This is a genomic window from Aeromonas sp. D3 (assembly GCF_027705025.1).
GTDB classification, from domain to species: Bacteria; Pseudomonadota; Gammaproteobacteria; order Enterobacterales; family Aeromonadaceae; genus Aeromonas; species Aeromonas salmonicida.
Window position 1 is genome coordinate 1 of sequence record NZ_JAPDBE010000002.1, and the last position, 26755, is coordinate 26755.

Below are 26755 nucleotides of genomic sequence, written 5' to 3' on the forward strand. Positions count from 1 at the left end.
GAAGGATTCGAACCTTCGAAGGCAGAGCCGTCAGATTTACAGTCTGATCCCTTTGGCCGCTCGGGAACCCCTCCACAAGTGCGAGGCGCATACTAACAGATCTTCTGTCGTTGTGAACCCCTTGGCGGGATTTTTCCTGCTCAAAGGATCCGATTTGCGGCCGATAAGCAATGAAACCACTATTTCCAAGAGTTATCTCATGTTACCCAGCGCGATTCGTGAGCAGCTGTTGGTTGACGAGGCCCAGCTGGGGCAGCGTCTCAACCGTGATCTCCAGCATGGAGACAGGGCCGACTTTCGTCTGCACCTGGCCCTGCTGACCGATGCTGTGGAAGAGCAGCCCTGGTTCGATCCGGTGCGGGTTTCCAAGCCAGATACCCGGGTCTGGCGCAGCCATTTTGAACTACCGGCCGTGACCCCCTTGCAAGGAGGCGAGGATGATGGGGGATCTGCGTACCTCAATGAGCGGTTGCAGCAGGGGGGATCCATGGTGGATGTGAGGCTTTGGCTGGCGCTGCGATCACCGCCTTTGCTCGGCCCGCAAGCTGCGCTGGATCCTGCCGTCTATGACAACCTCTCGCCCCTGGGTCGCGAGCGCTGGCAGCACAAACTGGCGGATCAACCAAGGCGTGATGATCCCTTGCTCATGTTGCCAGTCCTCAATGCACTGCAAGAAGGGGTGGATACGCGGTTGCACTGGTTAAGTTGAGGACAGCGGCACAAGCATGAAGGGGATCGTACAAAAGTCAGCATGCAATAAAGGCGGGAAGATCCCGCCTTTGAATTCAAATTGGTGTGATGTGATTGCGGATTATGCGTCGGCTTCGTCCGGCTGGGGAATTTCCTTGGCACTGGCCGCCGCACGACGGGCAATGGGTTTTTCGATGTGACGGGTGAGCTGACGCTCCAGCTTTTGCCCCAGTTCAGTGATGGCGGCGTAAAGATCCTCGTGTTCTGCCTGGGCAAACAGTTTGCCGTTGGGGATGCCAGCAGTGGCTTCAATGATGAACATCAGACGCTCTTTGGAGACAATCACATGAGGTGTGATGAGAGGCACCTGAAGACGTTCGAGCTTTTCAAAGCGGGATTCAATGCGCTCGCGGATAGCCGGGGTAATGTCGATGATTTTGCTGGTAATTTCGATTTTCATATTGGCCCCCTTCGGGTCGTCTTGCTTGTGTCTTCACCTTCAGATTACTCATGGGGGAATAATGAAATGTGATCTTGGTCACGAAATGAGCCCTTTACTATCACGGGACATATAAATTGTGATCTTTTCCCGTTCTGCACCAAAAAGCGCTTGAGCTCCATGAAACAGGCAGGCAGTATGGGAAAACTTGGATCGTTTCTGTCCCTTCTTGGCAGCGCCGCATGTCGACCTCATGTCCGGTTTCCACCGCTTAGTCTCGCATCTTTCGCACTTCCCGCCGCACCTCGTCATGCCGTAGTGCGACCTGTGAATGTGGGCGCTATCAAGTTATTCGGGCATTGAACGTGGTTGTTGTGGTGTTGGAGTAGTACATGAAACAGCAAGCCACTCAAATGATGTGGTTTTATGATCGACAACAGGAGCAGTGGAGCCTGTCCGATCATGCCTCTTACCAGCTTTGGCAAGGGGAGGGCGCACACCCCTGGGCCGGTCAGCTGGCTGCAGATGATGAACCCGGATTCTCCGATTTTCTCTCCAGACTCTATCACTCGCACCAACCGGCCCAGTTTATCGGCCATTTGAACGATGAAGAGGGGAGCGTGCGCCACGTGCTCTGGAGCGGTCAGTACATCCCCGCCCAGCAGGTTTGCTGTGGCTGGCTTGCGCCGCTCGATACCACCCGCAGCACCCCCTTGCCTGCCGAGTTATCCCAGCAGCTTCCTCTGTTGCAAGACCCCTTGCTGGCCCAGCTGGCCCAGGCCCTTTCCGCCAGAACCGGGCTCGATTTCTTCGATACCCTGGTCAATCAGCTTGCTCATATTCTGGTTGCGGATGCGGTCTGGCTGGCAGAGCGCACCGGCAGCGATCGCCTCAAGGTGCTGGCCTGTCACGGCATCGACCTCAAGGAGTACGAGCTCGCTGGCATGCCCTGTCATCAGGTTTATCGGCGCGGTGAAGCCTGTGTTGTCACCCTTGAGGCCCATTGTCAGCTCAACCCCCAGCTAAAGGCGGGGCAGCGTTATTACGCCCAGCCGCTGTTTGACCGAAATGGCCAGATCCTGGGTCATCTGGCCCTGCTTTTCTCCGGCGAGATTGAGATCCCCAATCTGGGATCAGTGTTGACCATCTTCTCCGTGCGTATGGTGGCCGAGCTGGAGCGACTGCAGAGCGACGCCCAGTTGCGACTCTCTGCGGTGGCGTTTGAAACTCATGAAGGCATTATCATCACGGATCCTGATTTCAAGATCCTGCGGGTCAACCATGCCTTCAGCCAGATCACCGGTTTTGACAGCCAGCGGGTGATAGGTCTGCATCTGGGCAATGAGCTTTGGTCAGGGCTTGATGGCCTTGGCTACGAGCTCAATACCCTCAACCGCTGGCAGGGGGAGACTCAGCGCCTGCACCTCGATGGTCACACCTATCCCCAGTGGGAAATCGTCACGCCAGTGCAGGATGACAAAGGCGTTATCAGCCATTTTGTCATCTGCTTCGAAGACATCTCTGAGCGCAAAGCGGCTGAGCGCCGCATTCAGGATCTTGCCTATTACGATGAGCTGACCGGCCTGCCCAATCGCCGTCAGTTGCACGAAACCCTGGCGCAGGCATTCAGCGAAGCGAGCCGTGACAACCTGATCGGGGCCCTGCTGTTCATCGATCTGGATCACTTCAAGACCATCAACGACTCCCTCGGTCACGCTACCGGCGACTGGTTGCTCAAAGAGGTATCCAGCCGCCTCAAGCGATTGGTGCGTCAGGGGGACTGCCTGGCCAGACTTGGCGGTGACGAGTTCGTGCTGCTGCTGCCCTCCCTCTCGGCCAGCCCGCCTCAAGCAGAGATGCAGGCCGACCTCATCGCCGAGCGGCTCATCAGCGAGATTGCTGCGCCTTACAACCATGGTGTGCAGGTGCTGCACATAGGTGCCAGCGTCGGTATTACCCTCTTTCCTGGGCGTGAGCAGGGGGTGGATGACTTGCTCAAGCAGGCTGATACCGCCATGTATCAGGCCAAATCGGCGGGCCGCAAGACCCGGCGTTTCTTCGATGCTTCCATGCAGCAACAGGCGGATCGTCGCTTGCTCATTCATAACGAATTGCGCAATGCCTTGAGCCAGCAGGAGCTGACGCTCTATTACCAGCCCCAGCACATGGTGGAAGGAGGCGACATCATAGGCGTTGAGGCGCTGATCCGCTGGCAACCGCCGGGGAGGGCACTGGTCTCACCCGCCGAGTTCATTCCCATCGCCGAGGAGACGGATCTCATCGTCGACATCGGCAACTGGGTGCTGCACGAGGCGTGCGCCCAGTATGTGCTGTGGGAGGAAAACGGCATCCATATCCCCCAGCTGTCGGTCAATGTGAGTGCCAAGCAGTTCCATGCCACCGATTTTGTCGAATGCATTCACGACGTACTGGCGGCTACCGGCATGGACCCCGCCTGCCTGAATCTGGAGATCACCGAGTCGGTGGTGCTGGGGCATGCGGAAGACACCATCAGCAAGATGAGCGAGCTCAAGGCCATTGGCATCAGCTTCGCCATCGATGACTTCGGTGCCGGCTACTCCTCCCTGAGTTACCTGAAACGGCTGCCGGCCGATGAGCTCAAGATCGACCGCTCCTTCATTCAGGACATCCCCAAGGATGGCGACAACATGGCCATCGTCGAGGCTGTCATCGCCATGGCGCGTCACATGGGGTTCAACGTGACGGCAGAGGGGGTGGAATCCCGCCAGCAGCTGGAGTTCCTGCAAGCTCAGGGCTGCCATTTCTATCAGGGCTACCTCGCCTCCAAGCCGCTGCCTGTGCCCTATCTGGAGCGCTATGTCCGGCGTCTGACCCACAACGACCATACCTGTGTGGTGGCAGAAAAATAGTATCGTGGGCGAGCTGTAGCCCTTGATGTTAACGGGTAGAATGAGTGGACATGACACCACCGCCAGCGGGCGGTGGCATTGCTGCTCAATGGAGACGTCTTTGGTGAAAGCCGTGCAGGGAATCATATTATCGGCGCTGTTCGTGCCAGGACTTCTGATGCCAGTCGCGGCACAGACAATGGATCAGTCCCTCTATCGTCAGGCCTATGACGCGGTACGTGCCAACGATCAGGCTCGTTTCCTGCAAATTCGTGCCCGTTTGACCCATTATCCGCTGTTGTCCTATCTGGATTACTACCAGTTGGCCTTTCGGCCCGGGGCGGCAGACTATGACAAAGTAACCCGTTTCATTCGCGAACACGGCGATACGCCGCAATCCAATCGCCTGGAACGCAGCTACCTGACCCATCTGGCCCAGAGCCAGCAGTGGTCCCAGTTCCTGCGCTTCTACCCGGCCAAGCCGAGTTCCACCGATCTGCTCTGCATGCACTATCAGGCCCGCTACTACACGGGACAGCAGACCCAGGCCTTGCAGGAGGCAGGCAAGCTCTGGTTGAGCGGCCAATCCCGTCCCGATGCCTGTACCCCTTTGTTCCAGCTCTGGCAGCAGGCCGGATTGCGCACTCAGGAGAAGGTCTGGACCCGCATGACCTTGGCGTTTGAAGCGGAAAACCCCAACCTGATCCGCCATCTGGGCGCCCAGCTCGGCAGCGGCATGCAGCCTTATGCAGACCAGATGATCGCCTTGTTCGAGCAGCCTGCAAGGGCGATGAATCCGGCTTACTTTTCCACGGCAGCACCCTCCCGGCGACTGCTGTCACTGGGACTGGCCCGTTATGCCAATCAGCAGCCCGAATCCGTGCTGCGCCAGCTTGCGCAAGCTCGTTCCCGCTTTGGTTTGACACCTGCCGAGGTGGCGCCGGTGGAGCGGGCTGTGGCCCGTCGCCTGCTGCTGGATCGATCCATTTCCCAGCGCAGTTGGGTGGATGCCACTGTCGTGCGGCTCGATGATTCGGATCTGCTGGAGCTCAGAGCCCGCCTTGCCATCTGGGAACAGGACTGGCGCGGCCTCTCCGGTTGGGTCAAGCGCATGCCGATGGCCTTGCAGAAAGAGGATCGCTGGCGTTACTGGCTGGCCCGCTCGCTGGAAGTGCAGGGGCAGAAGAAACCGGCGCGGGATCTCTATCTGGAAACGGCCAACTTGCGCGGCTTCTATGGCTTCATGGCGGCTCAGCGTACCGGCGTGCCTTATCGCATCAAGAACCAGAGCGCCGGCACCAAGGTGCCTGACTGGCGTACCGCAACTCACCGCTGGCCTTTCCTGCTGCGGGTGCGTGAGCTGCTGAACATGAACGAGATCACGGCGGCGCGCGCTGAGTGGGTCCACAACATGGATCGCAACCCGGTTGCCCAGCGCATCGAGTTCGGTCATATAGCGCTCAATCAGGGTTGGCATGAGCTGGCTATTCTGGCCAGTATCCGCGCCGAAGCCTGGGATGCGATCGAGTTGCGTTTTCCCAAACCCTACAAGCAGACTTTCAGCCAGATGGCGCGGGAGCGCTCGGTCGATATGAGCCTGCTTTATGCGGTGTCGCGTCAGGAGAGCGCCCTCTACCCGCGGGCAGAATCGCCGGTGGGTGCGCGCGGCCTGATGCAGTTGATGCCGGGTACCGCCAAGGAGACAGCCAGCAAGCTGGGGGTGCCTTATCGCAATCCCGAGCAGTTGTTCGAGCCTACCCTCAATGTCAGGTTGGGGAGTGCCTACCTCAAGCGCTTGCTGGATGTGTATGACGGCAACCGTATTCTGGCGACGGCGGCTTACAACGCCGGGCCGGGGCGGGTGAAACGTTGGCGGGAGCAGAGCCGCAATCGGCCAATGGATGTCTGGGTCGAGAGCATCCCCTACAAGGAGACGCGCAACTATGTGCAGAATGTGCTGTCGTTCGATCTCATCTACCAGCACAAGCTGCAACAGCCGTTGCGCTTCATGTCCGAACGTGAGCTGAGTCACGCTTATTGAGACGGCAGCCGCCCTGGCGGCTGCCCAATTCCCTTTCCTTCCCCAAAATGGTTATTATCCCACAAGGTTTTGTTACAAAAGGAAACCTGTCAGGTGATCGGGCGCCACGTCTTGGTCTGACAGGTTCGATATAATCGCCCGATCAACACAGACAGGCTTCCCCAACAAAGGAATTGATAGTGGCAACGATTAAAGACGTTTCTCGGTTGGCCAATGTGTCCATTTCAACTGTGTCGCGGGTGATCAACAACACGGCACAAGTGGCACCAGAAAAGCGTGTGGCCGTATTGGCGGCCATGAAGGAACTGAATTTTCGTCCCAACAGTTTTGCCCAGGCGCTGGTCAGCAAGCGATCCAACTGCATCGGCGTACTGGTAGGGGACCTGTGCGGTGGCCCCTTTTTCGCCCAGATGATGCGCGGCATCGAGACCATGGTCGACAAGGCGGACAAATTCACCATCGTCATGTCCGGCAACCATGATGCGGCACGTGAGCGTCATGCCATTCAGGCGCTGCTGCAGCGCCAGTGCGATGCCTTGATTTTGCACAGCAAGGCACTGCCGGACGAGGAGCTGAGCGAACTGGTGGCAGGCAATACCCCCATTGTCTTCATCAACCGACAGGTACCGGGTGCAGAGGATCGCTGTGTCTGGCTGGATAACCAGGCCGGTATCACCACAGCGTGTCAGCATCTGCTGGATGCCGGGCATAGCAAGATTGCCTTCGTGACCTCGGATGACGAAGAGTTTGTGGATGGCTTGCAGCGGATGGCGGGCTACCGCTACGCCCTGCAACGGGCGGGCATTGAGCTGGATCCAGCGCTGATTGGCCGTGCCTTCGCCGATGAAAACGGCGGTTATGTGGCCATGGGCGAGCTGCTGGAGCGGGGCGTAGAATTCACTGCCGTGCTCGGTTTCAATGACGCCATGGTGGCGGGAGCCATCTCCTGTCTGCTGGAGCGTGGCTACAAGATCCCGCAGCAGATCTCTGTGGTGGGTTTTGATGACATCCCTTATGCCCGTTACATCTACCCCAAGCTCACGACAGTGCGCTATCCCATCGAGGAGATGGGTGGCCGCGCGGCCGAGCTGGCCTTGCGTCTGCTGGATCACAAGCCGGTTGACGGGCTGACGCTCAAGTTCGAAGCAGAACTGGTCAGTCGCGAATCTGTCGCCTGATGAGATGAAATTGGCCCTGAATGGGCCAATTTTTTGCTGACTCCGCATTAAAAATTGAAACCGTTTTCAGAAATCCTTTTCAACTGTGATCCGCTTCAAAGCTTTTTGGCCAGCCTGCCACTAGCATAGGCCCCACGAATTAGGAGCCTGCGCTCCCGATTTTCCCGCTGTGGGAGGTAACTGGTCAATCCAGCTATTTCCTTCGTTACTTTCGACGGTCATCATGGATGGCCGTTTTTTTTTGCCAGGATTTTTTGCCAATGACAACAGAATGCAGGAACCAGACGGGAATAGTGGGAGCCGGTTGGCTGGGGTTGCCGCTGGCGCGGGCGTTGCAGGAGCAAGGCAAGGCCGTGGTAGTGACGGTCAGCTCGGTCGAGAAGGCCGAGCGCTTGACCGCCGAAGGCGTGAAGGCCTGGCCGCTGCAATTGTCGGCCCGGTTGGATGCTTTGCCGCTGGTCTGCCGCGAGCTGGTGATCTGCGTGCCACCGAGCAAGACGGAGGATTACCCTGCGGCCATCGCCCGGTTATGCCAGCTGGCAAAAACTGCGGGTGTGCAGAGAGTGCTGTTCGTCAGCGCCACTTCGGTATGGGCGCCAGGGCAGGGGGAAGGGGAGCAGCCCAGACCCGGTCACGCCAGAGGGGAGCGAATGCTCGCAGCCGAGCAGGCTGTGTTGACCGCCGGTTTTAAGTGCGCCATGGTGCTGCGCCCCGCCGGTCTTTACGGCCCGGATCGCCATCCCGGTCGTTTTCTGGCGGGCAAGACTCTCGATGGCGGAGCCCAAGCGGTAAACCTGGTGCATCTGGATGATGTGGTGGCGGCCTGTCAGCTGATGCTGGCGCACGCAGAAAACGGGGATGCCTATAACCTGAGCGCTCCCGTGCATCCGCGCCGCGAGCAGTTCTATCCATTTGCGGCTCGCCTGCTCGGTTTGCCGGCACCCGGCTTCATCGAACCTGCCGGGACCTTTGCCCCCATCGAGGGCCAGCTTATCTGCCAGCGTCTCGGTTTTAGCTACCGCTGGCCCGATCCGGCCCACTGGTTTGCCGAGCAGGCCGCACTGGGTCACTGAGGCTGCCTCGCCTTCGTTCAATTGTGTTTCCCTGCCGGGTAACATGCGGCTCCAAAGGCCCATTTTGGCTGAGAACGCAGGGCAATTGAGGTTTGCCAAGGCGGGGCTCGCCCCCTATCATGCCGCCATTCATGATAGAGAGAGCGGTAATGATGGTAGATACAAAACGTCACCCTGACGGGGAACTGTTGCTGAGAACTCTGGCGATGCCAGCCGATACCAACCCCAATGGCGATATCTTTGGGGGCTGGATCATGTCCCAGATGGATATAGGTGGGGGCATCATGGCCAAGGAGCTGGCAAAAGGACGTATTTGTACCGTTTCCGTCGAAGGCATGACTTTTCACAGCCCGGTCAAGGTCGGTGATGTGGTGTGTTGCTACGGGCGTTGCCTGAAGATTGGCCGCAGCTCCATGCGTCTGAAGCTGGAGGTCTGGGTCAAGCCGGTGCTGCGTGCAAACGAGGCTCAACGTTACTGCGTGACCGAGGGGATTTTCACCTATGTTGCCATCGACGAGCAGGGTAAATCCCGTCCGGTACCCGTCTGATCCGGCTCAGACAAGTCGGGCGTTGATGATGGATATTTCCTGCTCAAAGCCGGTTTTTTGCCGTATCATGCGTTCCAGCATCTCTTCCGAGCCGACACACTGCTCGGTGTCGAACAGGCAGAGATCGCACTGGGGATCCCGTCTGATCTGATAGACGGTGGAAAGCTCCACTTGATGACAATTTCCTTGTTGATCATAAAATGTCACGCGGTACTGGTGCTGTCTCGCCATCGTTGAATTCCTTCTGGATGAGCCGGGCCGGACACGAGCTATGAGCCTAGTCGGCAGCGGTGACGTTTGTGATGGTCATGACACAATGCAGAGGCAGGTGGTTGTTAGCCAATGAAAAATAGTTATCGCATTCTGGGTACGTCGCTGTTGACGTTGGGGTTGGTTGGCTGTTTCGAGGTACCGGATCAGGATCATATGGTCACGGCGCAGGGCATCATTCCCGGCGTCAACTGCCAGAAGCCGCCACTGGTGGCGCTGGCCTCCACCGCCTTGCCCCGCGAGTTTGGCATCACAGTCTGGAACCTCTACAAGGGTCAGCGTAAAAACTGGCGCGAGGGGCTGGACGAGTATGCCAAATCCCAGGATCTGGTGTTGTTGCAGGAGTCGGCGACCCGTCCGGACATGCTGGACTGGCTCAAGGCCGGTGAGTTTCAGTGGCAGCAGTTGCAAGCCTTTACTCAGGGCGGCGTTTCATTTGGCGTCATGACGGTCGCCAAAACGCCACAGGCCTTCGTCTGCGGCGTTCGCTCCCCCGAGCCTCTGCTACGCATTCCAAAATCTGGTCTGGTCAGCCTGTACCCCTTGCAGGGCGATCCTGACGGTGTGTTGGTGGTAAACCTGCATGCGGTCAACTTCGAACTGGGCATGGCCACCTTCCGCGAACAGCTCAATGACCTGACGGCTCTCATTCGCCGTCATCAGGGGCCCGTCATTCTGGCCGGGGATTTCAACACCTGGAGCGACAAGCGGGAATTCTGGTTGAACAAGCTGGTGGGGGAGCTGGGGTTGCAGGAAGCCATTCCTGTGCCGGATCTGCGCCGTACCGCATTTGGCCGTCCGCTGGATCATCTCTATTACCGCAATCTGGATCTGGTGGAAGTGAGCAGCCCGGCCACCGATGCCTCGGATCACAATCCCATCATGGCGCGCTTTTCGGCCCAGGCCATCACCCCCTGATGGATGCTCCCCGATAGGGTTAGCAAGACTTGATAAAAAAACACCCCGCACTTGGCGGGGTGTTTTCGTATGGAGTGGTGAACAATCAGCTGCTGTTTTTCACGAACAGGGTCAGTTCCTGACCCGGCTTGAGATAGTCACTCTTGCCGAGCTGATTCCAGCGCATCACATCCATTACGGCTACCTGAAAACGGGCCGCAATGGCGGAGAGAGAGTCACCGCGGCGTACCTGATAGACCATGGACTTGTTGCTGCTCTTGCCCTGCTTGGGCCAGATCACCAGCTTCATGCCGGGTTTCAGGGACGATTTGGCATTGAGACCGTTCCACTTTGCCAGCTCGTCATGATTGACTCCGTGGGCCTGGCTGATACTCCAGAGGCTGTCACCGGAACGCACCTTGTACTGGAGCTTGCCACCGCTGCGCTTGGCGACTTGCTGCGGCTTGCTCTGAACGGCCGGACTGACAACAGCCTTGCTGCTGCCGGTCGGGATCATCAGGGTCTGGCCACGGCGCAGATTGTTGCCACGCAGGTTGTTGGCCAACTTGAGCTGTTGCACACTCACCCCGTTGTTCTGGGCGATGCGGGAGAGGGTATCGCCACTGACGACCTGATAGGAGCGGGTGCGTATACGCTCGCCCTGTGGCAGATCGGCCAGCGCCAGCTCCAGGGTATCGGCATATTCGACCGGTACCAGCAGCCGATAGGGGCCCTGGGGAGACGTCGACCAGCGGCTCAGGGCCGGGTTGACCTCTTTCAGCTGAGCCGGACGCAAGCCCGCCAGCTGAGCTGCCACATTCAAGTCGATCTGGCCTCCGGTATTGACCACCCGCAGCTGCGGTTTGTTGGCCAGTACCGGCAGGGTGACATTGTAGTTGTCCGCATTGCGGATCATGTCAGCCATCGCCAGGATCTTGGGGACATACATCCGGGTTTCGCGCGGCAGATCGAGAGACCAGTAATCGGTGGGACGACCGGCCTTCTGGTTGCGCACAATGGCGTTGCGTACTCGTCCTTCACCGGCATTGTAGGCAGCCAGGGTTTGCAGCCAGTCGCCATCAAAGAAGCGGTTCAGGTACTCCAGATAATCCAGCGCGGCATTGGTGGAGGCCAATACATCGCGTCGGCCATCATACCAGCTGTCCTGGCGCAGACCGAAGTTCTTGCCGGTCGCAGGCACGAATTGCCACAGGCCGACCGCATTGCTGCGGGAGCGGGCGTGGGGATCGAACATGCTCTCGATCATGGGAATGGTAATAAGCTCCATTGGCAGCTCACGCCGTTCGATTTCCTCTACCATCAGATACAGGTAGGGCTCAGCCCGGCTGGCAATGGTCGCCAGATGCTTATCATTGCGCAGTAACCAATCACGCTGTTGGCTGACACGGGCATTGTCCTGTGGTTCAAACTGCATATCATCGCTGATACGCACCCACAGGTTATCCGTGTCATCCAGTGCGTCGATCTGTTCGTCACCGAACAGGAAGCGCGTCGAATGTTTCTTATACGCTTTTTTGTTGACTTGGGGGGACTTGATCGGCTCGATTGCCGTTAGCGCCCGGTCATCCTGATGGCTCAGGTTTTGGCAGCCGCTGAGAAACAGCGCCGCCAATAAGGCCGTTCGTACCTTCATCTCGCTCAGGTCATCTCTTGAAAAACAGCTGGCATCATAAGGGGCAATGGCCCCCTGATCAAGGTTCGTTCAAAAAACGTCCTTCCAGCTGCGAAGGACGGCGAAGGTATCCTCTGGATTTTCCAAGCATTTTAAGGCGTGTTTTTCAGCAGAAAATTTCACGGAATCCTGCTCGCAACGCAGAAAAACGTTGAAATCGCGCTCATCGCCCAGGCGAGAAGGGATACTCGGCAGGCCCTGCTGGCGCAGTTTGCTGATCATGCCGATCCGCTGCTGGATCGCCTTGTTGTCGGGCTCGACTGTGTAGGCGAAGCGCAGGTTGGAGAGAGTGTATTCGTGGGCACAATAGATGAGGGTGTCATCGGGCAGGGCCGCGAGCCGTTGCAGCGAGTCATGCATCTGGGCCGGGGTGCCTTCGAACAGGCGACCGCAACCACCGGAGAAGAGCGTATCACCGCAAAACAGCATGCCATGGCCGTGGTAGGCAATATGGCCATGGGTATGACCGGGCACATGAATGACATCCAGGCTCAAACCATGCCAGTTGATCTGATCCCCGTCATCGAGCCACTGGCCATGGTGATCGGGCATGGGGTCATGTTTGGGGCCATACAATCTGGCATGGGGGAAATGCTTGAGCAGGGCGGTGACGCCGCCCACATGATCCTGGTGGTGGTGAGTCAGCAAGATGGCATCGAGCTGCAAGTCCAGTGCAGCCAGCCGATCCAGCACGGGGCCCGCATCGCCCGGGTCGACCACCAGGCAGTGATTTTCGTGTCTGATCAACCAGATGTAATTGTCGGTAAAGGCAGGAACTGTGATAACGGTATACATGAGTTAGCTTCTCTTTAGGGAGGGTATCTTATATAACTGGATGGCGTTCGCACCCCAAGTTGAGCCCCATTATGCAGTTGGCACGTACCGAACAACAGATCGAGGTCCCGACCAGCTGGTCGGCGTTACCCATGGGGGACTGGGTGGCTGCCGAGATCCAGGAGCGGCTCGATAGCTGGTGCCCACATCTATTTGGTTATCATCTGCTTAAAGTGGGCGCCCTGAGCGCAGAGCTCTCTTGCGGTTGCTCTTCCATTCGTCACCAGATAGGGGTGGCGACCAGTGGTCGCTTGCTGGATATCAAGGGCGATCCGCTGGCCTTGCCGGTACGCACTGGTAGTGTTGATGCCTGTCTGCTTGCCCATTGCCTCGACTTCTCGCCCGATCCCCACCAGGTACTGCGTGAAGCAGAGCGGGTGCTGACCGACGATGGCTGGCTCATCGTCAGCGGCTATAACCCGCTCAGTCTGGTCGGTATTGGTCATTGTCTGCCTTTCCTGCGCCAACGTCTGCCCTGGTCGGCACGAATGTTCACCCCTGCACGGGTCACTGACTGGTTGCAACTGCTCGGTTGTGAGGTGATGTTTGACGAACGCTTCGGCTATTCGTTCATGGGCAAACAGAGCCGGATCGGCTGGTGGCGGGAGAGTGTGGGGCGGGATTACTGCAGACCGTTTGCATCCGTCTATGTAATAGCGGCGCGCAAACGGCGTTTTCCGCTCATCCCGGTGCGTCGTCGCTGGCGTTTGCCTGAGTCGATAGCGGCACCGGGCATGGTACGTCAGGGCTGGTAGCCGGTATCTTCGGCGAGTTCCTTGCCGCTGGCGGCATCGCGCGCCAGTTCATCGCAGCGTTCGTTCTCGGGGTGACCCGAGTGCCCCTTGACCCAGAGCCACTCGATCTGATGGCGGGCCACTTCGGCATCCAGCTCTTTCCAGAGATCGACGTTCTTGACCGGCTGACGATTTGAGGTCATCCACCCCTTCTTCTTCCAGCCGATGATCCACTGGGTGATCCCCTGGCGCACATACTGGCTGTCGGTGGTGAGCCGTACCTGGCAAGCGGCATTGAGGGTGCGCAGCCCCATGATGGCGGCCATCAGCTCCATCCGGTTATTGGTGGTCAACCGAAAACCGCCGGAAATCTCCTTGCGGTGATCGCCATAGACCAGGACGGCGCCATAGCCACCCGGGCCGGGATTACCGAGGCAGGAACCATCCGTGTATAAATCAATGTGTTTTAACATGAGCAATCGATCTTTTTTAGCGTGAGTCTTGGGGTAAACTAGCGGGTAAGGCCGAAGTTTGACATAGATTGGATCATGAACACACCCCAACTGAATCGCCAGATCATTCTGGATACTGAAACCACAGGTATGAACACAGCCGGTGGCCCCATCTATCTGGGACACCGCATCATAGAGATTGGCTGTGTGGAGGTGATCAACCGCAAGCTGACCGGTAATCACTACCACGTCTATATCAAGCCGGATCGGCTGGTGGATCCCGAGGCCATCCAGGTGCATGGCATCACGGATGCCTTCCTGGCAGACAAGCCCTCGTTCAGCCAGATCGCCAACGATTTCATCGAGTTCATTCGTGGCGCCGAGCTTATCGCCCACAACGCCCCCTTTGACGTGAGCTTCATGGACTATGAGTTCGGCAAGCTCGGGCTCAACTTCAAAACCAGGGATATATGCAGCATCACGGATACCCTGGCGATGGCGCGGGATCTTTTCCCGGGCAAGCGTAACAACCTGGATGTGCTGTGCGATCGCTACGGCATAGACAACTCTCACCGCACCCTGCACGGCGCCTTGCTCGATGCGGAGATCCTGGCCGACGTTTACCTGCTGATGACGGGTGGCCAGACCAAGCTGAACCTGGCCACCGAAAGCAGTGAGAGCGAGCGCAATCAGGACACCAGCATTCGTCGACTGGAGAGCAATCGTCCGCCGCTCAAGGTAGTGCGCGCCGGCGCCGATATTGAAGCGGTGCACGAGGCCAGGTTAGATCTGGTCCAGAAGAAGGGAGGTGCCTGCCTGTGGCGGCAATGAGCAAGCTATGGAGTGGCCTGCTGCTGTTGACCTCATTGACGGTCACGGCCAACGAGGTGTTTGCCCCCTCTGACATTCCCCTGCTCGATAATCGCTTTCGCATCGATTATGGCGTGAAGGAGATTACCTTCATCGTCACGCGCAAGCCGGGCACCTCCTCCGTGATCCTGGTGCGTCCCGATGGCAGCAAGCTCTATGTCGGCAAGGTCACACCACCCGAGGTGGGCTGGCTGGCGCTCAAGGATCATGATCTCATCACCATTCGTGATCCCATGCCAGGTCCTTGGCAGGCCATCGGCGAGGTAGACCCTGACAATCGGGTGCGGATCCTGTCGAACATCAAGCTTGAAACCGAGCAGTTGCCGACCCAGCTCTATCAAGGGGAGGTGATCAAACTCAAATCCTGGCTGTTGATTGACGATGCGCCGCCCAAAGACGGGTATTACCTCACGGATCTCGGCATGACGGTGAAGTTGCAGCGTTTCAATGATGATACCCAACAGGGTGAGCCCATTCTGGATGAAGTGCTTGGCCGCTACCTTGATGATGGCAAGGGGCTCGACGAGGTGCCGGGAGATGGCGTCATGACCGCCGAGGCTCTGCTCGATGTTCCGGCCGGCAAGTATCGGGCTTTGTACAGCACCGGCAATCAGGTCTTCTCCCGGGCCCGGTCTCAGGATGTCCTTGTCTATCCGCTCCCCGTCAACTTCACCTTGACGCCCCCGTCACAAGAGGCCGGCGCCCTGCTCTCATTTTTGATCGACGGTGATGAGCTGGATCCCGCCTCCGTGGTCGTCAAAGGCAAGGCGATGAACACGACCAATGAGAGTCTGCCTTTCAGTGCTGTGGCAACCGGGTTCAAAGTCGAAGTGGATCTGTCGGCGCTCAAGGCGGTTGGTCAGTATGAGGTGAGTGCGACTCTGTTTGGGACAACCCGGTTGGGCCGCGAGATCCAGGTCATACTGCCGGTCAAATCGTTCAATATTTTCCCCGTGCAGGCGGCCCCCCCTCCGGTAACACCTGTGGCATCGGTTGCGGTACCGACCCAGGTCAAATTTGAGGAAAAAGAGAGCAGCGGCTGGTTGATATGGTTGCTAGGCGGGGCTGGGATACTGGTTGTGCTGCTCGGTGGGGTGGGATTCATCTTGCTGCAAAAGCGCCGTGCGATGAAGAAAGCGATGGCCGCGCACAAGGCCGAAAGCGAAGGGGCCAAACCCGAGGCCAAACTGGACCTGAACCTGCCCGAACAGTAACGAGCAGGCCTTCACTAAAAAGCCGCCTGTTGAGGCGGCTTCTTTATATGCGGCAGTTGGTGCACGGGTGTGAAAGGGGTCAATGATCCCCGACGTAGATATCCTTGTGCTGATCGCGGATCTCGAGGAACTTGTCCAGATTGGCCAGCATCAGCTCCACCAGTTGGGGATCGAAGTGCTGTCCCTTCTCTTCTTCGATCAGCGCCAGTACCTTGTCCAGCGGCCACGCCTTCTTGTAGCAGCGATCCGACCCGAGAGCATCAAACACGTCGGCCAGCGCCACGACTCGTCCCTCCAGCGGAATATCGTCTCCCTTGAGACCGCGGGGATAACCGCTGCCATTCCATTTTTCGTGGTGGTTACCGGCTATGGTGGCACCTATCTGGAACAGGGCCAGGTCACTGCCGGAGAGCATGTCCTGCCCCAGTTGGGCATGGGTTTTCATGATCTCCCACTCTTCCGGGGTCAGTTTGCCTGGCTTGTGCAAGATGGCATCCGGGACCCCGACCTTGCCGATATCATGCAGGGGAGAGGCGCGCTTGATGAGCTCGCTCTGCTCCTCGCTCATGCCAAGCAGCTGGCAGAGCAGCTCAGTGTAGAGGGCGACCCGTTTGACGTGCAGGCCGGACTCCTTGGAGCGGGTTTCCACCAGCTCGCCGATGCGATAGATGATCTCGCGCTGGTTATCTGCAATGACCTCGTTGAGCCGGATGTTCTCCAGCGCCACTATGATGTTTTCGGTAAACAGACTCAGCAACCCCATGTCCATCTGGCTGAGCTGACGGGTGGTTTCGATGTGAAACAACAGGTGATGGCGGGGGTTCTGACAGTAGAGCACCATCTGGTTGCCATCATAGACGTTGGCACGATTGGTCATAGCCTGACGCAAAATAGCAGGAGCATCGACAAGCCGCACGGACGGGTGGCCGGGCAGCAGAGGCTCCAGGATCTGATCCCTCACCTCATAGGCAAGCTGCTTCACGTCATAGATCTGGGATTCTTCCAGATTGAGCAGAGCGCTGAGCTGTTCCTGCGCGCCCTCGACAAACTGGCGTAGCGCCCGTTTTTCGAAGATCCCCTTGGAAGCCTCAATGACCTTTTCCAGTCCCTGGCGATTGCTCTCCAAGGTACGGATGTCGCGGTATGAACGCAGGCTGGCCCGCAGCAGGGTGCGCAGCTTCTGGGAGGTGAGCTCTGTTTTGTCCTTGTAATCGTTGATGTCGTAGTTGGTGACCACATCATCTTCCGGCGCTTGTCCCGGTTGCCCGGTTCGCAGCACGATGCGCACCATCTTGTTTTGCAGATCTTCGCGCACGAATTTGACCACATCGAGACCGGCGTGATCGACTTCCATGACCACGTCGAGCAGCAACAAAGCTACGTCCGGGGTCTTGGCGAGCAACTCCTTGGCCTTGGCAGCTGAATAAGCATGCAAAAATTCAATGGGTTTGTTATCGAATTCAAACTTGCTCAGGGTGATCTTGGTGATGCGATGCACTTCGGGCTCATCATCCACAATCATCACCTTCCATCCAGCTTGCTGCTGTTCCTGAAGGGGCAGATCGTCATCGTCAATAATCAGGATTTGGTCATCCATCATGCAATCCTGTTTGGGATCCTGTGCTTACATTAACTGCTTCACTAAGGATAGGAAACTTATTGAGAAATAAAGTTTGATCTGTGAAATCTCTTTGTTGTCATCGTGATCCAGGTCCATAAAAAACGCCTCCACATGGGAGGCGTCAGGTTCGTTTTCTGCGTATCAGGCAGCTCTGTGATAGGTCGATGGTTCGAACAGGGCCTTGTTGGCAACCAAGTCGATGGGGTCGAAATCATCAACGTTGATGGTACGCAGGCGGCTCTCTTCGGCCCGGCGCAGCAAGTCGGCCTCATTCTGGTTGAGTACACCGAGCGCCAGACCCGCATCCGCCACCTTGTCCAGTTGCATAAACAGACGCTTGATACCGTCAGCTTTGCATACTTTGTCAAACAGCGGTTCGGCCGCCAGCACGTCATCCAGCGCCTGTTCCAGCAAGCCGAAGGGGTTGCCCTCTTCGCGGGTCAGGTATTGACCCTGTGCCAGTCGGCTGCGAGTCTCGCTCGGCGTTTGCAGCAGGCGGGCCACTTGCTGGTCCAGCTTGTCGCTCGGGCGCTTCATGTCACGGCCAAGGGGCAGCACTATGACGCGCAGCGCAAGGCCAATCCAGCGGTTCGGGAAGTTGCGCAGCAGCTCGTCGATCGCCTCTTGCGCCTTGAACATCGCATCTTGCAGTGCCCAGTGCAGCAGTGGCAGATCCGCCTGCTGACGCCCCTCATCCTGATAGCGCTTGAGGGCACTTGAGGCGAGGTAGAGCTGACTCAACACGTCGCCCAGGCGAGCGGAGACACGCTCCTTGCGCTTGAGCTCGCCGCCCAGGGTGCCCATGGCCATGTCTGACAGGAAGGCCAGGTTGGCCGAGAGGCGGGAGAGCTGCTGGTAATAGCCCTTGGTCTGATCCTTGTAAGGGGCTGCGGCGAAGCGAGCACCGGTCAAGCCCAGCCAGAAACTGCGCACCAGGTTGCTGATGGCAAAGCCGACGTGGCTGAACATGGCCTTGTCGAAATCCTTCAGCGCTTGCTCCTTGTCCGGATGGCTGGCTGCCAGCATCTCCGGCAGGACATAGGGGTGACAGCGGATGGCGCCCTGACCGTAGATGATCATGCTGCGGGTCAGGATGTTGGCCCCTTCCACCGTAACGGCGATGGGGGCTCCCTGATAGCCACGGGCCAGATAGTTGTTCGGGCCCATGCAGATGGCCTTGCCGCCGTGGATGTCCATGGCATCTATGATGCACTTCTGGGCACGGTCGGTGAGGTGGTATTTGACGATGGCGGAGATGACCGAGGGTTTTTCCCCCAGATCGATACCGGTCACTGTCAGGTTGGCGGCAGCGCCCATTATGTAGGCGTTGCCACCGAGACGGGCCAGCGGCTCTTCAATGCCTTCCATCTTGCCGATGGGCAGCTTGAACTGGCGGCGGATGCGGCTGTAGGCGCCGGTCGCCAGGGCCAGCATCTTGACGCCGCCCGTGCTGTTGGAGGGCAACGTGATACCGCGGCCAACCGAGAGGCATTCGACCAGCATGCGCCAGCCCTGACCGGCCATGGCCGGGCCACCTATGATGAAGTCGAGCGGTACAAACACATTGTCGCCACGGGTCGGACCATTCTGGAACGGCACGTTGAGCGGGAAGTGACGACGGCCTATCTCGACCCCCTTGATGTGGGTCGGGATCAGGGCACAGGTGATGCCCAGCTCCTCTTCGTCACCCAGCAGGTGATCCGGGTCGCGCAGCTTGAAGGCCAGACCCAGCACGGTAGCAATAGGGGCGAGCGTGATGTAGCGCTTGTTCCAGGTCAGGCGCATGCCAAGCACCTCTTCCCCTTCCCATTCACCCTTGCAGATAATGCCGAAGTCGGGAATGGAGCCGGCGTCGGAACCCGCTTCCGGGCTGGTCAGGGCGAAGCAGGGGATCTCTTTGCCTACCGCCAGGCGGGGCAGGTAGTGGTCTTTCTGCTCATCGGTGCCGTAGTGTTGCAGCAGTTCACCCGGGCCAAGGGAGTTGGGGACGCCTACTGTGGAGGCCAGCACGGCGCTGGCGCCACACAGTTTTTGCAGTACACAGGACTGGGCATAGGCGGAGAATTCCAGACCACCGTATTTCTTCTTGATGATCATGGCGAAGAACTTGTTGTCCTTCAGGTATTGCCACACCTCGGGGGAGAGATCGGCCCGCTCGTGAGTCACTTCCCAGTCGTTGACCATGCGGCAGACGTTTTCAACCGGGCCATCCATGAAGGCTTGCTCTTCGGCTGACAGCACGCTGACCGGGATGGCGTGCAGCTTCTTCCAGTTCGGGTTGCCGGCGAACAGGTCTGCTTCCCACCAGGTAGTCCCGGCTTCGATGGCTTCCTTCTCGGTGCGGGACATCTCCGGCATGATCGACTTGTAGATCTTGAACAGCGGCTTGGTCAGCTGATTGCGGCGAAAATCCACCAGGTTGAGGGGGATGGCAATCACGGCGAACAGTGCCCACACCAGCAGGGGGACATGGCCATAGAGGGTGCCAGCGACCAGGGCGGCGGCCGTGGCAAGCGTGGATGTGAACAGAGACGCCCGGCGATAAGCCATGGCGCCGATCACCAGGATCACCCCGAGCAGAGTGAGGGTCGTCGTCATTTTTCGCTCCTTGCATGAGTTGCCGAAGTTGGCTAAGCAGTAGATTAACTGATCCAGAGGTCTGACCTGTTGGATATGGCCCCTGTTGTAATTCATACGCACAAACTTATCAAGCTGTTTACAAGCTCGTTACCTTCACGCCGTGAGCGGCATAACGTCCTGCAGGCGGCATCTTGGCTGGCTGGGGGGCGACGATTGGATTGGCTTGTGCGACAATGACGCCGCCCACATTTTGGAAGAGACATCATGTACCAAGAACTGATCCGCAATGAATTGACCGAAGCTGCTGGCGTGCTCCAGGCGTTCCTGGCAGATGAGCAGAATCTGAAGAACATAGAGGCAGCCGCCAAACTGCTGGCAGACTCCTTTAAACAGGAAGGCAAGGTGCTCTCCTGTGGCAATGGTGGCTCCCACTGCGATGCCATGCATTTTGCCGAGGAGCTGACGGGCCGTTATCGCGAGAACCGTCCAGGCTATGCCGGTATTGCCATTTCCGATCCCAGCCACCTCTCCTGCGTCTCCAACGACTTTGGCTACGACTATGTGTTCTCCCGTTATGTGGAAGCGGTCGGCCGTCGCGGTGACGTCTTGCTCGGCATTTCCACCAGTGGCAACTCGGGCAACATCCTCAAGGCCATCGAAGCCGCCCATGCCAAGGGCATGAAGGTGATAGCGCTGACCGGCAAGGATGGTGGCAAGATGGCGGGTCTGGCCGATGTCGAGATCCGGGTGCCGCACTTTGGTTATGCCGACCGCATTCAGGAAGTGCACATCAAGGTGATTCATATCCTGATCCAGTTGGTCGAAAAAGAGATGGCCAAGTAATAAGGAGTCCGCTGGTTATGTGCGAACTGCTCGGCATGAGTGCCAATGTGCCGACCGATATCTGCTTCAGCTTTACCGGTCTGATGCTGCGCGGCGGCAAGACGGGGCCACACAAGGATGGCTGGGGGATCACCTTCTATGAGGGGAGGGGGTTTCGCACCTTCAAGGATCCCGAGCCCAGTGCCCAGTCGCCGATAGCCAAGCTGGTACAGGCGTTGCCCATCAAGAGTCGCGCCGTGGTCAGCCATATCCGGCAGGCGAACCGCGGCTGCGTGTCGCTGGAAAACACCCATCCGTTCACCCGTGAACTGTGGGGCCGCTACTGGACCTTTGCCCATAATGGCCAGCTGACTGGCTACAAGCGACTTGCAACCGGGCGGCACCGTCCGGTGGGAGACACAGACAGCGAACATGCTTTTTGCTGGTTGCTCAACCGACTGGAGCAGAAATATCCCAAGCGTCCCGCCAATTTCCCCGCCATGTTTCGCTATCTGGCGACCCTGTGCGATGAATTGCGCGGACTCGGGGTATTCAACATGCTGCTGTCGGATGGGGAGTTTGTGATGACCTATTGCAGCAACAACCTGCACTGGCTCACCCGGCGTGCTCCGTTTGGCGAGGCCCGGCTGCTGGATGAAGATGTGGCCATCGATTTTCAGAGCGAGACAACTCCGGATGATGTGGTCACCCTGGTGGCGACCCGCCCGCTCACTGGCAATGAAAATTGGGTCAAAATGGCGCCCGGCGAGTTCAGCCTGTTTCGGTTGGGTGAGCGCGTATGCGGCAGTCAGGAACGGTAATCATTTGATTTAAATATAAAAAAATACCAGGGTAGAATCCTACCCTGGTTCTTCGCAGCAGCCATACAGGCAAAAAGGGATGAGAGAGGTGTTGCTGAGCCGCATCATTCTCACGGCCTTCATTGTTATTTAATTGTTAATTTATTGGCAATGTTTATATTTCAATAGCGCCTGCCTCTCACCGAATTAATAGAGCTCGATCACACTTTCCTTCTCTCAACTGTTTGCCGGTCAGCAAGTGAATATGGGTGAGGGATGACGCTGTCACGCCGGGCATCTATAGTATGGTCTGTTTGAATACCACCAGAGAGGGCTGAGGGATGGAATGGTTGGATCAGAAGGTGCTGCGACAGCTGGCGGAAGATATAGGTCAGGAGATGATGCCGGTGGTGATCTCGGTGTTCATCGAGGAGGTGGGTGAGCAGCTCACCCAGCTTCGGCCTCTCTATGAACGGCGGGACTGGCCCGCGCTTGCCCGGCTTGCCCACAGCATGAAATCGTCCTGCGGCAGCTACGGCGCCCAACTCAGCTATCAACAGGTGGTGGCACTGGAGCTGGCCTGCAAGCACGAAGATGCCGACGAGGTTGCCCGCTTGCTGACCCAGCTGGAGCAATCCCTGCCTCAGGTCCTTTCCCACCTTGCCAACTATCACTGAGCTTGTTGCGCAGTGACCCCAGTGTTCATCGCTGCGCGTCTTTGCCAGTTACTAGCGTTGATTGATCAGTTGCTGGATAACCCTATCCAGCGCCAATTTGAGTTTCAGTCGATCGTGGCGATGGGGGAGGTCCGCCTCACCCAGTTCGGCCTGGATCAGCTGGCTGGCAAGCTCGACAGGATATTCCCCTGCTGGCGCCAGAATGGCATCGACACGGCCTGCACCGACCCGTGATTCCAGCCAGCGCCATTGATTGAGCAGACTCAACTGGCTGGCAGGGCCATTTTCGGCCACCAGATTGCAGATGAACACCAGCATGGCATCGCTCTCGTTGATGGCTTGTGCCACTTCGGCCAGCAGCAGGGGCGGCATGATGGAGGTGAGGAAGCTGCCGGGTCCGAGGATGATCATGTCGGCCTGAGCCAGGGCTTGCACCGCCTCGCGGGTCGCCGGCACTTCCGGGCTCAGGCTCAGGGAGAGGGGAGGCGTATCGAGTTGATCGATGGAGACCTCTCCCAGGATCTGGTTGCCACAGACGGTGTGGGCACACAGATCGGTGGGAAATTCTGACATGGGTAACAATTGTGACTCTATTTTCAGCATGTCACTGATGAGCTTGATAGCATCAAGAGGGCGTACGCAGAGGTTGTCGAGCGCGAGCAGCATCAGATTGCCGAGGTTGTGGCCCGCCAGCTCGCCGCGGCCGGCGAAGCGGTATTCGAACAGCAGGCTGCCAATACTGGGATCGGTGACCAGTTGATTGAGGCAGTTGCGCAGATCTCCCCAGGCGATGCACTCCTGGCTCTTGCGCAGCCGTCCTGTGGATCCGCCGTCGTCCGTGGTGGCGACTATGCCGGTCAGGCGCTGGCCGAGAAACGAGAGTGAGGAGAGCACACGGCCCATGCCGTGGCCACCACCGATGGCGACGACCCGGTCAAAGTCATTGATATTTTTCTGCCACATGCAGCTGTCCTGTGGTTGGGCTCAATCGAGGGCCATTCTAGCCGACGAAACGGGATAATTGGTTGATTAAGGTATGATTTTTGCTTACCTCCAGCATCATGAACAACTAGGAGATGGTGTTGAACTTTCTGACGGCTCACTCTCTTGAAGAGACCTCCCTGCTGGCTGCGCGGCAGGTCAGTGAGCGGCTGCTCGCTCAAGCACCCCATTCCCCTTCGCTGTTATTGGTCTATTTTACCCAAGCCCACGATGCCGAGGAACTGCGTCGCCACCTCAAACTGCAGTTTCCAACCACTCGACTGATAGGTTGCAGCTCCTGCGGCGGTGTCATGACCCAGACAGGGCACCACGCTCGTCAGGGATTCGGGCTGGCGGTGGCGGCTCTCTATGATGACAAGGGTGCCTACGGGGTGGCCGGGCAGGCGGGTGATGACGTGGATGTGCGCCAGTTGCTGCGCAGTGCCATCGCCGATGGCGGGCGTCCTGGTGAATTGCCCCAGCTCATCTTGTTGCACGCCAGTCCAGGTCAGGAGGAGGCGATGCTTGCCAGCATCGAAGCCGAACTGGGCACGACCGTCCCTGTCGTGGGGGGCTCAGCGGCGGACAACAGCGTCGGTGGTGACTGGCAGCTGTGCTGGGACGAGGGCAGTGCCCGCGAGGGCGTCGCGCTGGCCGTGCTCTATCCTGAGTGCCAGCTGGCGTTCCAGTTCCACTCCAGCTATGTCCCTACCGAGCATCGTGGCACCATTACCGCCCTGGCAGGACGGGAGATCCTCACCATTGATCATGCGCCTGCCGCCGAGGTCTATGCCCGCTGGATTGGACGAACCACGCCCTGGCCTGTGGGGCCCATACTGCGGGAGACAACGCTCTCGCCGCTGGCTCGTCAGGTGGGCACTCTGGACGACATGCCCTACTACAAGCTCTCCCACCCGGAGGCGGTGACAGAAGGGGGCGGTTTGCGCCTCTTTACCGATACCCAGATCGGGGAGAAATTGCTGCTGATGTACAGCAGTCAGGAGGGGCTGTTGCAGCGGAGTCTGAACGCGACCCGCATCGAACCCGAATACGGCATGACCACAGAGATGCGGCCGTTCGGGGCCCTAGTGATCTTTTGTGCTGGTTGTCGCTTGGCTCTTGGTGATAGCTTATGCCAATTCGTCGACCAATTTCACACACGGCTGGGGGATATCCCCTTCATTACCCCGTTTACCTTCGGTGAGCAGGGGCGTTTACCCCACGGTGAGCTGGCACACGGCAACCTGATGGTATCGAGCGTGATCTTCCTCGACAGCTGATATATGGCGCTGGAAACAAGATGATAGGTAATACCGAACTGGAAGCCCTCGGGGACAAGCTGCAGACCACGCTGGTGGAGCTGGTGCGTTGTCGGGAACGCGAGGCCAAATATCGCCAGGAGTCGCAGACCCTGCTGTGTGGCGTGGCTACGTTGGCTGATGCCCAGACCCTGGAGCAGGTGCTGGACAGCCTGATCCAGGTGCTCAAGCCCTTCATCGGTTTCGAACATGCAGACGTGGTGGCCTGGGAGGGGGATGTCGGCGTCACTCACCTCAGCACCCAGGATGGCGAAGTGGGTCGGGACTGGCAACTGACGCCCCTCTTCTCCCGTGCCATCGAGGGGGAAACACTGGTCATCTATGATCCCACCCAATTGCCTGAGCTGGCGCCGCTGGCCCACGTATCCGGCTGGGCCAGCGTCATGATGACGGGGTTGCGTGCCCCCGGTTTCTCCGGTGTCCTCATCTGCCGTCACGCCGTCATGGGTACCTTCGATCTCAAGAGCAAGGCCGCGATGCAGCGCTGCCGCCCGCTCATCTCCCAAGCCCTGGTCAACATCGCCTATCGTGCCCGGTTGCAAGAACAGGTTGAACTCAAGACCCTGGCATTGCAGACCAGCGAACAGCGCTTTCGCAGCTTCGCCGGCATGGCCTCCGACTGGTTCTGGGAGACGGACACGGAGCACAGGCTCAGCTATGTGTCGGCGCCCGGCTATCACGGGGACGTGCTGGTGCATCAGCCTGGCCAGAGCCTCTACGATTACGCCTATGACAGACGGGATCCCGAGTGGGGCAAGTACCGTCGTCTCATCGCGCTGCATCTGCCGGTGCGGGCGGTACGGGCCCAGGTCAGCCTGGTCAAGGGCCCCTGCTGGATGGAGATCAACGCCGAGCCCTGCTTCGATGCCGCCGGTGTATTCATCGGCTATCGGGGGACTGCGCGGGATGTGGGCAACCAGATCCGCCGCGAGCAGGAATTGGCACGGGCACGAGATGAGGCTGAGGCAGCCAACCGCGCCAAGTCGCAGTTCCTGGCCATGATGACCCACGAAATTCGTTCCCCCATGAACGCGGTGCTGGGCATGCTGGACCTGTTGCAGCACGCCCAGCTTGAACCCCAGCAGCAGACTCTGCTGGGACATGCCACCCACTCGGCCCGCCTGCTGCAAACCATCATCGACGATGTGCTCGACTTCTCGAAAATCGAATCCCACACCCTGGAGTTTCATTGCGAGACCCTGCACCCGACCCAGCTGTGCCAATCCCTGATCGAGCCGCTGCAAGCGCGTGCCAGTAGCAAGGGGATTATCCTGCGCTGGCTGGTGGATGAGGCGGTGCCCCCCCAGTTACAGGGGGATCCGGTACGCCTGTCACAGGTCATCAGCAACCTGCTCGGCAATGCGGTGAAGTTCACCAGTCAGGGCAGCGTATCCTTGCAACTGGGTTGGCGCCATGAGCGGCTGCGAGTCTCGGTCACCGACACCGGCATCGGTATCTCGGCCGAAGATCAGGCGCTCCTGTTCGAGCCTTTCTCCCAGGTCGACAGCTCGGCGACCCGCCGTTTCTCCGGCACTGGCCTGGGGCTGGCCATCAGCAAACGGCTGGTGGAGCTGATGGGCGGCGAGATCCGATTGCAGAGTGCCCCTGGTCAGGGCAGTTGCTTCTGGTTCGAGCTGCCCGGCATGGCGCTGCCATGCGAGTGCAGCAGCCGGCCCGAGCCGGATCAATTGCCCATTCAGGATCTTGATGTGCTGGTGGTGGAAGACAGCCCGGTCAACCAGCTGGTGGTCTCGCTCATGCTGCAAAAACTGGTGACCCGGGTGCGGCTGGCGGCCAATGGTCTGGAGGCGCTGGCCCAGGTGGCGGAGCAAAAGCCGGATCTCATCCTGATGGACATGCGGATGCCGCAGATGGATGGGCTGGAGGCGACTCGCCGCCTGCGGGAGCTGGGCTGCAAGATGCCCATCGTCGCCTTGACGGCCAATGCCATGGCCGAAGACAGGGCTCGTTGTCTGGCTCAGGGAATGGATGACTTTCTGGCCAAACCCATCAGCCTGATGCGGCTGAGAGAGTGCCTGCAACGCTATTTTCATCCCGAACTGCCGGCTCGCAGGTAAAAAAAATGGTCAACCTGGGTGGTTGACCAATTCTTCAGCAAATACTGAAGAAAGCACGGGATAAATCGGGTTGT

General features: G+C 58.5%; 23 protein-coding genes. 15 read left to right on the forward strand and 8 right to left on the reverse strand.

The window, feature by feature from the left end; all coding sequences use genetic code 11:
* Positions 1–199: 199 nt before the first annotated feature.
* A complete protein-coding gene (locus tag OKC28_RS01755; protein ID WP_270686952.1) occupies positions 200–709 on the forward strand; it encodes a VC2046/SO_2500 family protein in 510 nt (169 codons plus the stop codon).
* A gap of 102 nt (positions 710–811) precedes the next feature.
* Here OKC28_RS01755 and hpf read toward each other — a convergent pair whose 3' ends face one another.
* Positions 812–1150, reverse strand: a complete 339-nt coding sequence (gene hpf / locus OKC28_RS01760) for a ribosome hibernation-promoting factor, HPF/YfiA family (protein WP_005309768.1) — start codon at positions 1148–1150, stop codon at positions 812–814.
* A gap of 371 nt (positions 1151–1521) precedes the next feature.
* Here hpf and OKC28_RS01765 point away from each other — a divergent pair, with 371 nt between their 5' ends.
* The 5 genes from OKC28_RS01765 to yciA all read left to right on the forward strand — a co-directional run bounded on the left by OKC28_RS01765 (position 1522) and on the right by yciA (position 8839).
* Complete coding sequence (locus tag OKC28_RS01765; RefSeq protein WP_265466950.1) at positions 1522–4020, forward strand: putative bifunctional diguanylate cyclase/phosphodiesterase; 2499 nt, start codon at positions 1522–1524, stop codon at positions 4018–4020.
* Between the two features lie 103 nt (positions 4021–4123).
* Positions 4124–6040: a transglycosylase SLT domain-containing protein gene (locus OKC28_RS01770; RefSeq protein ID WP_265466971.1), complete on the forward strand. Its 1917-nt coding sequence runs from the start codon at positions 4124–4126 to the stop codon at positions 6038–6040.
* Between the two features lie 179 nt (positions 6041–6219).
* Positions 6220–7218 (forward strand): LacI family DNA-binding transcriptional regulator, encoded by a 999-nt coding sequence (locus OKC28_RS01775; protein WP_034523272.1) that lies wholly within the window; start codon positions 6220–6222, stop codon positions 7216–7218.
* A gap of 260 nt (positions 7219–7478) precedes the next feature.
* A complete protein-coding gene (locus OKC28_RS01780; protein WP_270686965.1) occupies positions 7479–8291 on the forward strand; it encodes an NAD-dependent epimerase/dehydratase family protein in 813 nt (270 codons plus the stop codon).
* A gap of 149 nt (positions 8292–8440) precedes the next feature.
* Positions 8441–8839 (forward strand): acyl-CoA thioester hydrolase YciA, encoded by a 399-nt coding sequence (yciA, locus tag OKC28_RS01785; protein WP_005309782.1) that lies wholly within the window; start codon positions 8441–8443, stop codon positions 8837–8839.
* 6 nt (positions 8840–8845) lie between these two features.
* On the opposite strand, the gene OKC28_RS01790 is transcribed toward yciA, so the two are convergent.
* The gene (locus OKC28_RS01790; RefSeq protein WP_034523267.1) at positions 8846–9070 is read right to left on the reverse strand and encodes a hypothetical protein; all 225 of its coding nucleotides are present in this window, start codon (positions 9068–9070) and stop codon (positions 8846–8848) included.
* A gap of 111 nt (positions 9071–9181) precedes the next feature.
* Here OKC28_RS01790 and OKC28_RS01795 point away from each other — a divergent pair, with 111 nt between their 5' ends.
* Entirely contained in the window at positions 9182–10027 is an 846-nt protein-coding gene (locus tag OKC28_RS01795; protein ID WP_270686970.1) for an endonuclease/exonuclease/phosphatase family protein, read from the forward strand.
* A gap of 85 nt (positions 10028–10112) precedes the next feature.
* Here OKC28_RS01795 and OKC28_RS01800 read toward each other — a convergent pair whose 3' ends face one another.
* The gene (locus tag OKC28_RS01800; protein ID WP_034523263.1) at positions 10113–11660 is read right to left on the reverse strand and encodes a lytic transglycosylase; all 1548 of its coding nucleotides are present in this window, start codon (positions 11658–11660) and stop codon (positions 10113–10115) included.
* A 69-nt stretch (positions 11661–11729) separates the two neighbouring features.
* Positions 11730–12494, reverse strand: coding sequence for a hydroxyacylglutathione hydrolase (gloB, locus tag OKC28_RS01805; protein WP_270686973.1), 765 nt, complete (start codon positions 12492–12494; stop codon positions 11730–11732).
* 71 nt (positions 12495–12565) lie between these two features.
* On the opposite strand from gloB, the gene OKC28_RS01810 reads away from it, so the two are divergent.
* A complete protein-coding gene (locus OKC28_RS01810) occupies positions 12566–13288 on the forward strand; it encodes a class I SAM-dependent methyltransferase (RefSeq protein WP_270686975.1) in 723 nt (240 codons plus the stop codon).
* Here the strand turns inward: OKC28_RS01810 and rnhA are convergent.
* Positions 13276–13740, reverse strand: coding sequence for a ribonuclease HI (gene rnhA / locus OKC28_RS01815; protein WP_005309827.1), 465 nt, complete (start codon positions 13738–13740; stop codon positions 13276–13278). The two genes, OKC28_RS01810 and rnhA, sit on opposite strands and share 13 nt — an antisense overlap.
* Positions 13741–13815: 75 nt before the next feature.
* Here rnhA and dnaQ point away from each other — a divergent pair, with 75 nt between their 5' ends.
* Together dnaQ and OKC28_RS01825 are read left to right on the forward strand one after the other, a co-directional pair.
* Positions 13816–14550, forward strand: coding sequence for a DNA polymerase III subunit epsilon (gene dnaQ, locus OKC28_RS01820; protein WP_021137882.1), 735 nt, complete (start codon positions 13816–13818; stop codon positions 14548–14550).
* The gene (locus OKC28_RS01825) at positions 14547–15803 is read left to right on the forward strand and encodes a TIGR03503 family protein (RefSeq protein ID WP_096118410.1); all 1257 of its coding nucleotides are present in this window, start codon (positions 14547–14549) and stop codon (positions 15801–15803) included. The genes dnaQ and OKC28_RS01825 overlap by 4 nt, the downstream gene beginning before the upstream one ends.
* Before the next feature lie 79 nt (positions 15804–15882).
* Here OKC28_RS01825 and OKC28_RS01830 read toward each other — a convergent pair whose 3' ends face one another.
* Positions 15883–17400 (reverse strand): HD domain-containing phosphohydrolase, encoded by a 1518-nt coding sequence (locus OKC28_RS01830; protein ID WP_021137880.1) that lies wholly within the window; start codon positions 17398–17400, stop codon positions 15883–15885.
* A gap of 165 nt (positions 17401–17565) precedes the next feature.
* The gene (gene fadE, locus OKC28_RS01835; RefSeq protein WP_256688065.1) at positions 17566–20022 is read right to left on the reverse strand and encodes an acyl-CoA dehydrogenase FadE; all 2457 of its coding nucleotides are present in this window, start codon (positions 20020–20022) and stop codon (positions 17566–17568) included.
* A 246-nt stretch (positions 20023–20268) separates the two neighbouring features.
* Here fadE and lpcA point away from each other — a divergent pair, with 246 nt between their 5' ends.
* From lpcA to OKC28_RS01850, 3 genes are all read left to right on the forward strand, one after another.
* Positions 20269–20847: a D-sedoheptulose 7-phosphate isomerase gene (lpcA, locus tag OKC28_RS01840; protein WP_005309841.1), complete on the forward strand. Its 579-nt coding sequence runs from the start codon at positions 20269–20271 to the stop codon at positions 20845–20847.
* 17 nt (positions 20848–20864) lie between these two features.
* On the forward strand, positions 20865–21647 hold the full coding sequence (locus OKC28_RS01845; RefSeq protein WP_234577657.1) for a class II glutamine amidotransferase: 783 nt from the start codon (positions 20865–20867) through the stop codon (positions 21645–21647).
* A gap of 320 nt (positions 21648–21967) precedes the next feature.
* Entirely contained in the window at positions 21968–22303 is a 336-nt protein-coding gene (locus OKC28_RS01850; protein WP_005309846.1) for an Hpt domain-containing protein, read from the forward strand.
* Positions 22304–22354: 51 nt separating this feature from the next.
* Here OKC28_RS01850 and OKC28_RS01855 read toward each other — a convergent pair whose 3' ends face one another.
* Complete coding sequence (locus tag OKC28_RS01855; protein ID WP_059168588.1) at positions 22355–23266, reverse strand: gluconeogenesis factor YvcK family protein; 912 nt, start codon at positions 23264–23266, stop codon at positions 22355–22357.
* 113 nt (positions 23267–23379) lie between these two features.
* Between OKC28_RS01855 and OKC28_RS01860 the strand changes: the two genes are divergently transcribed.
* Together OKC28_RS01860 and OKC28_RS01865 are read left to right on the forward strand one after the other, a co-directional pair.
* Positions 23380–24564, forward strand: a complete 1185-nt coding sequence (locus OKC28_RS01860) for an FIST signal transduction protein (RefSeq protein WP_058395001.1) — start codon at positions 23380–23382, stop codon at positions 24562–24564.
* 20 nt (positions 24565–24584) lie between these two features.
* The gene (locus OKC28_RS01865) at positions 24585–26681 is read left to right on the forward strand and encodes a hybrid sensor histidine kinase/response regulator (RefSeq protein ID WP_234577661.1); all 2097 of its coding nucleotides are present in this window, start codon (positions 24585–24587) and stop codon (positions 26679–26681) included.
* The last annotated feature ends 74 nt before the right edge of the window (positions 26682–26755 follow it).